Origin of the sequence: Collinsella aerofaciens (assembly GCF_001404695.1) — a bacterium.
GTDB lineage: Bacteria > Actinomycetota > Coriobacteriia > Coriobacteriales > Coriobacteriaceae > Collinsella > Collinsella aerofaciens_E.
Genome location: NZ_CZAQ01000004.1, coordinates 1 through 8,645 on the forward strand (window position 1 = coordinate 1; position 8,645 = coordinate 8,645).

General features: G+C 60.7%; 6 protein-coding genes. All 6 read right to left on the reverse strand.

All coding sequences use genetic code 11. From position 1 onward, the window contains the following. Positions 1–39 precede the first annotated feature (39 nt). Positions 40–945, reverse strand: a complete 906-nt coding sequence (locus tag AQ996_RS01710) for an IS3 family transposase (protein ID WP_253274588.1) — start codon at positions 943–945, stop codon at positions 40–42. Beyond that, positions 888–1,403, reverse strand: coding sequence for a helix-turn-helix domain-containing protein (locus AQ996_RS10055; protein ID WP_055250482.1), 516 nt, complete (start codon positions 1,401–1,403; stop codon positions 888–890). Before AQ996_RS10055 ends, AQ996_RS01710 begins: the two co-directional genes overlap by 58 nt. 129 nt (positions 1,404–1,532) lie before the next feature. After that, positions 1,533–2,264: a D/L-lactic acid transporter LarD gene (larD, locus tag AQ996_RS01720; protein WP_055250484.1), complete on the reverse strand. Its 732-nt coding sequence runs from the start codon at positions 2,262–2,264 to the stop codon at positions 1,533–1,535. A gap of 49 nt (positions 2,265–2,313) precedes the next feature. Beyond that, positions 2,314–3,591: a nickel-dependent lactate racemase gene (gene larA, locus AQ996_RS01725; RefSeq protein WP_055250485.1), complete on the reverse strand. Its 1,278-nt coding sequence runs from the start codon at positions 3,589–3,591 to the stop codon at positions 2,314–2,316. A gap of 593 nt (positions 3,592–4,184) precedes the next feature. Beyond that, positions 4,185–6,998, reverse strand: a complete 2,814-nt coding sequence (locus AQ996_RS01730) for a phosphoenolpyruvate carboxylase (protein WP_392397606.1) — start codon at positions 6,996–6,998, stop codon at positions 4,185–4,187. Between the two features lie 257 nt (positions 6,999–7,255). Then, a complete protein-coding gene (gene hisS, locus AQ996_RS01735) occupies positions 7,256–8,569 on the reverse strand; it encodes a histidine--tRNA ligase (protein ID WP_055250486.1) in 1,314 nt (437 codons plus the stop codon). Positions 8,570–8,645: the final 76 nt, after the last annotated feature.

The following is an 8,645-nucleotide window of genomic DNA, read 5'->3' on the forward strand; positions in this document are numbered from 1 at the left end:
TGAACTGCGCCCCAATTCTTGGACGGGCTAATAAGCGGCCTACGCCGCACATAGGGACTGATTCCGGAATTCCTCCGGGGTCAGTCCCTTCAGTTTAACCTGCCTCCTTCTCGTGTTCCAATGGATGATGTATTCGTCCAGGTCTCTCTTGAAGTCTTCGAAGCAGGGCCATTTTCTTCCGCGAAAGAACTCGTCCTTCATATGGCCGAACACCTGCTCCGTCGCGCCGTTGTCGATGCAGTTGCCCTTCCGGGACATGCTCTGCACCACGCCGGCCTCCTCCAGCCGCTTGCACCACCCGGCCTGCTGGTACTGCCAGCCCATGTCCGAGTGCAGGACCGGCCTGGAGCCCTCGGGCATCTTGGACACGAGCTGGTCGAGCAGCTCGTGCTGCTGGGCCATGTTGGGATGCAGCGACGTGGACCAGGCGACGATCTCCTTGCTGCCGAAATCGTAGACCGGCGCGAAGCAGGCCTTGCCCCAGGGCTGCTTGAACTCGGTGACGTCGGTGCCCATCTTCTCCCACGGCCCGTCGGCGGCGAAGTCCCTGCCGATGACGTTCTCGAAGGTCTTTCCGACCTTGCCCCTGTACGAGTTGTACCTGTGGTAGTCGGTCTCGCGGCGGATCCCGCAGCTGATGCCCATCTCGCGCATCATCTTCAGCGTCGTCTTGTCGGCTATGCGCACGCCCTGCTCGGCGCGCAGGCACATGGCGATCTGCCTGTGGCCGCACCCGTTGGCGGTGCGCGAGAATATCTCGGCGGCGGCCTCCCAGAGCTCGGGCCTGGTGGGAGCCTTCGGGTGCGACAGCGCGTAGTAGTAGCTCGACCTCGCCAGGCCGGCACACTCGAGCAGGTCGGCGAGGGGGTATTGCCCTGAAAGCCCGCTCACGACCGCGGCCTTCTCGCCGTTCGAGAGCGTTTCTCCGCCTTCAGGGCGATCGATTTTTTTAGGTAGGCGTTCTCCGCCTCGAGCCTCTTGATCCTGCGCTCGAGCTCTTGCTCGCGCGTCGTCTCCCCGGACGGGGAGCCGGACCCCCTCGGCCTCCCCCTTGGCTTTGGCCTGAGCGCCTCCGGGCCCTCCTCCCTGTAGGCCTTCAGCCATTTCTTGAAAGGGCTTGGCGAGGCTATCCCGAACTTCTCCATGGCCTCGGGCTTTGTCATGCCCTCGTCGACGACCGCCCTGACGGCGGCCAGCTTCGTCTCGAACGAATAGGCGGTGTGCTTCTTTCCCATCATGGCCAGAACCTCGATACCAGCAGACCTGTAGGTGCACAGCCATTCTCTCACGGTTTCCTCCGACATCCCGAGAAGGGCCGCGATCGCCGCGCGGCCGTGCCCCTCGTCGTGCAGCTCTGCCGCTCGCAGTCTCATCCCGACGTCGTACAAAGCGTTTCCAGCCATAAAAAGGCCTCCCATTTCTTGTGTCCAAGAAATGGGAGGCAGTTCAGTGCGCAGCGGGGGTTCTTTCATGTCCGAGGACGCGCTGGGGAGTTACCCCATGCGGCCAGCGGACAACTATGTAGCCTTGGACTAGAACATGCCCAAGAAACCATGCACAAACAGCGCAGCCACGATAGCACCGACAAACGGAGCGATGCCAGGAACGAGCAGGCCATACTTCCAGTTGTTGTCAGCCTTGTTCTTGATCGGCAGCACCTGATAGGCCATGCGAGGACCAAGGTCACGAGCCTGGTTCATGGCGAAGCCGGTGATGCCGCCCATGCCCATGCCAACAGCCCAAACAATCAGACCGACGCAGATAGCGAGCATCAGAACGTTCTCGCCGGCGCGGTTAGCGGCAGCAAGGATGGCGCTGATGAACACAAAGGTGCAGATAGCCTCGCAGAAGAAGTTACGGGCATAGTTCGTACCCTCGGTGGTGGGGTTGGTCGAGAAGATGTTGCGCTGGGCAATGGGATCGACGACACCATCGGAAGCCTTGAACTCATCGGCATACATAAACCAAGCGATTACGGCGCCCACAAAGCCGCCGAGCATATCGGCAATCATGAAGGGGATGCAGCTGCTCCACGGCACCAGGCCCACGATGCACTGGGCAAGCACCATAGCCGGGTTCATGCACACGGCGCCGCCAAAGACAAACAGGCAGACCGAGATGCCAAAAGACCAGGTGGTGATGGCAAACATATGGCCGGAGCCCTGATACTTGGTGCCCTTGAGCACGGTATCGCAGTGCACGCCCACGCCAAAGACGATCATGAGGGCCGTTGCGCCGAATTCGCAGAGGAGTTTGGTAAGCATAAAACCTTATCTTTCTTGTCGGTTATAAACGATTCGTTTGGGCCACGCACTAGTGCTGCGCGACGACAACGCCCAGGCCATCGGGAATGACGGCCACCTTGGCATCGGCACCCTTCATCTCAAAGGCGAGCTTGAGCGCCCTCTCGATAGTGTTGACCGGCGTCATGTGCATATCCTTGAGCATCTGGTGATCGCACAGATCGGTGACCATGATCACAGGGTGATGCGCCAGAATGCGGGCAAAGATCTGGCTCGTCCACTGGTCGGGCAGGGTCTCGTCCTTAGGACGGTCGATGCAGGCGCGCTCAAACTCTGCCGGATCGTTGTCGGCGATGTTGTGATAGAAGCCCTCGCCACCGTGACCGTCGGCACAACCGGCGACGTCGATGATCACGCCGCCCTCGGGAAGCGTGGCCTCGGCAGCGCACATGCCCTTCACGGCCTGATAGATGTTCTGGTCGAGCGGGTAGCCGCCGTTGGTGGTGATGGCAATCTCGCACTCGACGGGCTCAACGCCGGCAAGGCTCTTCACGAACTCGCAGCCAGCCTCATGCGCCTTGTGAATGTCGCCGGCAAAGGAGCCGATGACCTCGTGCTTGCCGTTGAGCACCACGTTAAGCACAAAGGCGAGGTGGGCCATCTCAGCGGCGGCAAACATGTCCTCGCTCACGTGGTTGTGGCACAGGTTGCCGGCACGCGAATGGGAATCGTTCACAAACTGACCGTTGTGGTTGTACATGATGGTCTTGTAGCTGGCGATGCCAGGCAGGACGGACTTACGGCTACCAGAGAAACCGGCAAAGAAGTGCGGCTCAATGAAGCCCTCGGCAAGCAGCAGATCGCAATCGGCAGCAATCTTGTTGATGATGCACTCGCCACCAGAAGGCAGGGTGCCGATCTTTTTCATCATGCTGTCGTCAGTCGCGACGTGCATAACGATTTCCTCGTTGGCAACGATCTCCTCGCCATACTTGTTGACGAGCTCCTCGTGCGTCGACGGACGGTGCATACCCGTAGCAACCAGAATGCGAACGCGCGCCTCAGGCGCAGCGGAGTGGATGTGATGCAGCAGAATAGGCATCGTCACACGCGAGGGAACGGGACGCGTATGATCGGAGCTAATGATGACGATATCCTTCTTGCCAGCACAAAGCTCCTCGAGCGAAGGCGAGCCATAAGGGTTGGCAAGCGACTCCTCTACTAGCTCTTCCTGCGATTTCGTGGTCTTAAACTCGTTTTGATGACCTTCCATCACACCCGCGAAGTTCTTATCCTCGAGCTCCAGATGCAACGTCTTGTGGTCAAACGGCAGTTCACATTCAAACAATGATGAGCGCCCTCTTCCTTTCAACTGACACACTAGATAAACCGTTGGAAGGATACGCCGCTCACCGAAAAACACCACCGTCCACCGACTCATTAACACAACGTTCATATTTGACCCACAACAAAACAACCGCGATCCCAAACGGGACCGCGGCCGCTACAGTCGTAAGTCAAGAAGCGCCACATGCATCTCAATCCCGATCGATAAGACGCGAGGCGCGAGGCGCCAAACGCGCCGCCAAGACAAACCCCATCCAAAACGCGCGAAGCGCACCATCCTTCCCCCCAGCCAGTAATCCGCCGAAGACCGGACATCGCAGGGCCCGCCGTATGTTTACTTCCCGGCGCACTCCGCAGGACGCAAGAAGCCCTCGCCGCACTCCACATTAGGCGCGAAGCGCACTTTAATCCCTTCAGCCCCAATCCCTGAAGACCGAGGACGAAGGGACCCGATGGGTTTCCCTCTGAATGCATTCCGCAGCACGAAGCCCCCTTATCCGCAGCTCCGAAGGAGCAGGATAAGGGGGCTTCAAGTGCGAGGACGCATTCAGAGGGAAACCCATCGGGTCCCGGTGAGAGCCGCAGGGCTATCGATTACCCCGTGTTTTGCAAACCTGCCGAGACGCCGGTCACAGTCGAAAGAATCAGGCTCATGTACTCGGCCTTCTTCTCCTCCGCCATCTCGTCCTGGTTCATACGCACCTCGCGAAGGGCGCGGACCTGTGCGATGGACAGGGCGTCGACGTAGGGGTTGCGCACGCGGACAGCGCAGCCAAGCACGCGGCGGCGCTGTAGCGGCCACTCGTCACCGACGATGGCAAGGACCCACTTACGGGTGAGCTGCATCTCAGTGAAGACCTTCTCGGACAGATCCTGGCGATCGCCCAGGTGCAGGTACATCTTGGCGATGCGCTGATCGGTCTTAGCGATCGACATCTCAATATTGTCGATGAACGTGCGGAAGAACGGCCACTCCTGGTAGGCAGCCTTGAGCTGGTCAAGATCGCCCAGCTGCTCGCAGGCGGTGCCCAGGCCGTACCAAGCGGCCAGATTGATGCGTGCCTGGCTCCAGCTAAAGATCCACGGAATGGTACGCAGGTCGTCGAGCGACTTGGCACCCAGACCGCGCTTGGCCGGGCGCGACCCGATCGGCAGCAGACCGACCTCGGTCAGCGGCGTCACGGTCGAGAACCACGGTGTAAAGTCCTCGGTGTTCAGCAGGTCCAGATAGCGCTCATGGCTTGCGGCGTTAAGCTTCTCGGCCATATCCCAGAACTTCTGCGTGGTCTCGGTGTTGGTCTTCTCGACACTCGGGGCCGACTGCAAAAGCGTTGCGGCTGCAACGGACTCAACATGGCGCTGAGCCAGCGTGCGGTTACCGTAACGGGCAAAAATGACCTCGCCCTGCTCGGTGAGCTTAAAGAAGCAGTTGACCGAACCCTTGGGCTGCGCCAGCACGGCCTTGTTGGCCGGGCCGCCACCACGGCCCACGGCACCGCCGCGACCGTGCATGAGCACCAAGTCGATATCGTTTTTCTCGGCCCACTTGGCAATACGTTCCTGCGCGGAGTGCAGCGCGAGCATAGCCGTGGTAGGACCGGCATCCTTGGAGGAGTCGGAGTAGCCCAGCATGACCTCCATGCGGCGGTTGGTCTGGGCAAGGCGCTTTTGCACCACGGGCAGCGTAAGCATCTGGTCGAGCACGTCGACGCAGCCCTCGAGGTCCTCGAGCTGCTCGAACAGCGGGATCACGTCGAGCTCGGGGACATCCTCCTCGTGTGCAAAGGACAGGTGGGCAAGCTCAAAGACGTCGGCCACATGCTGGGCGCTCTTGGTAAACGAGATGATGTAGCGGTGCGCCATCTTCTTGCCGTAGCGCTTTTGGATGGAGCCGATGGCACGGAAGGTATCGATGACCTCGCGCGTCATGGGCTGCAGGTCGCCATGGATACCGTTCTCGTGGATATCCTTGAGGGCGCGGGCGTGCACCACGGAGTGCTGACGGAACTCCATCTCGACCATATGGAAGCCGAAGGACTCGACCTGCCAGATGATGGTCTGGACCGGGCCGTAGGCAGCACGGACGGCACCGCAGGCGGCCAGCGAGCGCTGGACGACGCGCAGGTCCTCCAGGAACTCATCGGCGCTGTGGTACATGGTGTCGGTGATGCGACGGACGGTGGCGTTGAGTCGGTCTGCCATGACGAGCATGACGGCGCGATGCGGCTCGTGCTCGGAGATCAGCTCGGCGCGTGCCGTGTACTGGGTGCTCATCTCGACCTGATGGTTCCACAGGTTGATAAGCTCGGCAGACGGCTTGCTGTAGGTGGCCTCGAGCGTGAGGTTGCGGCCGATGCGGCGGCACTTGTCCTCGAGCTTGAGCACCATATGGGTGAAATACTTGGCGGCGACCTCACGGCTCACCTTGGCGGTGACGTTGGGGTTACCGTCGCGGTCGGAACCGATCCAGCTGCCGGGATGGAAGAACGCCGGGCACAGCGGCGGCACGGTACCGGCCTTGTCGCCCAGCACCCAGTCGTCAAAACGACGATAGATGACGGGAATGACGTCAAACAGCGTGTTATCGAAGATGTCGATGATGGTATCGGCTTCCTCGACCGGCGTGGGCTTCTTGAGCGCGATGGGGCTCGTACGCACCAGGGCGTCAATCTCCTGCAGCATATGGCGCTCGTTCTCCACCAGGTCGGAGCCGCCCAGACGCGGACGCTCCTCCAGCAGGTTGGAGATACGGCGAATCTTGCCCTCGACGGCCTTGCGACGGGCTTCGGTGGGATGTGCTGTAAAGACAGGGTGGAACTCAAGCTTGCCGAGCAGCTCGTTGGCACCCTCGACACCCATCTCGTTTACCAACTGGTGATAGGCGACGGTGAGTTCGTTGGCGGGATCGACCTCGGTATCGGTCGACGCACCGGCCTCGCGCTCGCGCAGCTGCGCCACACGGTAATTCTCCTCCGACAGGTTTGCCAGATGGAAGAAGCTCGTAAAGGCGCGGACGATAACCTGCTGTTTATCGAGCGGCAGGCTGTCGATCAGATCGACGACTTCGCGAAACGCCACGGCGGTGGGCTCGTCAGCAGTGGGCACGCCCTGCTCGTCGACGGACTCATCGGCAGCACGGCTACCGGGGTTGCCGGCATTGGCCACAATCTCGGCTGTCAAAATCTTGTCGAACAGGTCCGCGATCTCGGGATCATACTCGCTAAGCACACGGCGCTCCAGGCGCAAGAACAGCGCCAGATTGTCGCGCAGCTCCTCGGGGATCTCGATCTCGGCGAGACGCTCCTTGGACTCGGCATTCGAGCCGATTCGGTTAACGAGGCGGTTGACCACGGCAGCGACGCGCGCCGCGGCTTCGGGTACAGACTGGTTGCTTAGGTTCTCAGCCACGTTTCCTCCCATTCCTCCTTCTATGCACGTAACATGCGGTATTTATTATAGGCACTCGGCAAAAACTTTCGAAGCTGATTGCGCTTTACCACACAAAAGTATTTTCTGCATTGCAAGGCTTTTTGCCCCAAATGGTCGTATTTCTCGGTGGACGGCATATGCAAACGGGGGCATTCCGCATAAATGCGAAACACCCCCGTAACAATCGCTCTCCATGAGCAGGGCACGTTAGCAGGCCCGCAGCTCAAAAAGATACGCTACAGGCGCTCGCGAACCGCCTCGACCACATTGGCCAGATCGACGAGAACCTCGTCATGGCTCTCCATGTCGCGCACTTTGACCTTGCCGGCAGCAAGCTCGTCGCCACCCAGGACAAGGATGAGCTTGGCACCCACCTTATCGGCCTGCTTAAACTGGGCCTTGAGCGAACGGCCCTGATAGTCCGCCTCGGTCACAATCCCTGCAGCGCGAAGCTGCTGCGTAATGGTAAAGACGTTCTGACGCAGCTCCTTGCCGGCGTTGGCGACGTAGACGCACGGGACCTCCTCGGCACCCAGGTCGCTGCCAAAGGCCTGCAGGGCCAGCAGGGCGCGCTCAAAGCCGACGGCAAAGCCGACGCCCGCCGTGGGCTTACCGCCCTCGAGCTCAACGAGGCCATCGTAGCGACCGCCACCACCGATGGAGCCGACACCGGCGCCGGGAGCCTCGACCTCAAAGACAGTACGGGTGTAGTAGTCCAGGCCGCGCACCAGGGTGGGATCCTCAACATACTCGATACCGGCGGCGTCCAGATAGCGCTTGACTTGCTCGTAGTGCTCGCGGCACTCGTCGCACAGGTTGTCGCCCATCAGCGGTGCGTCGGACATGATCTCGCGGCAATGGTCGTTCTTGCAGTCGAAGGCGCGCAGCGGGTTGAGCTCGGCGCGCTCGCGGCACTCGTCGCACATCTCGTCGGCGTGATCGAGGATAAACTGCTTGACCTGCTCGCGATATGCCGGACGGCACTGCGCATCGCCCATCGAGTTAATAAGCAGACGGAGCTTGGACAGATCGAAGCCCAGGCGCTTGTAGAACTCCATGAGCATGATGATGCACTCGGCGTCGGCAGCCGGATCGGGAGCGCCGAGCCACTCGATGCCCACCTGGTGGAACTGGCGCAGGCGTCCCTTCTGGGGGCGCTCGCCGCGGAACATGGCCTCGGCGTAATAGGCCTTAAACGGCGTGGAGCCCTGGGGCACCAGATTGTTCTCCACGACGGCGCGCACCACACCGGCCGTGCCCTCGGGACGAAGGGCCAGGCGCTGCTTGGGCTTAAGCTTGGTGTCGGTGCCCTCGGTAAAGACGCGCTCCAGGTTGGCGCCGCTAAACACGCGGAACATCTCCTTGCGCACGACGTCGGTCGACTGGCCGATACCGTGGACAAACACGTCCACCTGCTCGATCGCGGGCGTCTCGATGGGCTTAAAGCCAAACGGCTCGAACACGCCGGCCGCAATCTGCTGCATCTTTTGCCAGGCGCGCATCTCGGCGCCGATAAGGTCGCGGGTTCCCTCCGCCTTCTGTGCCTGCATGGGCAAACACCTTTCTTTTGTATCGCGTCATAGGTAGTGGACATTATACGGCACAAACACAAACAGCGGCGGCGCG